General features: G+C 54.7%; 1 protein-coding gene. It reads right to left on the reverse strand.

The window, feature by feature from the left end:
• A partial coding sequence (locus AB1471_RS17995) for a hypothetical protein (RefSeq protein WP_367781081.1) occupies positions 1-232 on the reverse strand: 232 nt, incomplete at both ends.

The raw sequence follows: 232 nt of genomic DNA on the forward strand, positions 1-232 counted from the left end.
TTCGCCATAATCGGCACGGACACGAAGGCTTGGTAGCGATCTTCAGGAAGGTTGTGAAAAAATTTAAAGCGGGGGTCATCGCTCGCATTACCGGAAATAACCACCCGCGTCCGTTCCCGTGCCACCCACCCGGTAATCCCTTCACCGAGCCCGATGGTAATGCGCCCGATGAGCTTAGGGTGGGGGTTTTTGGACGCACGTAAAATCAATTCTTCGCGGCTATCGGAGAGCA

The organism is Jeotgalibacillus marinus (genome assembly GCF_040801915.1).
Lineage (GTDB): Bacteria > Bacillota > Bacilli > Bacillales > Jeotgalibacillaceae > Jeotgalibacillus > Jeotgalibacillus marinus.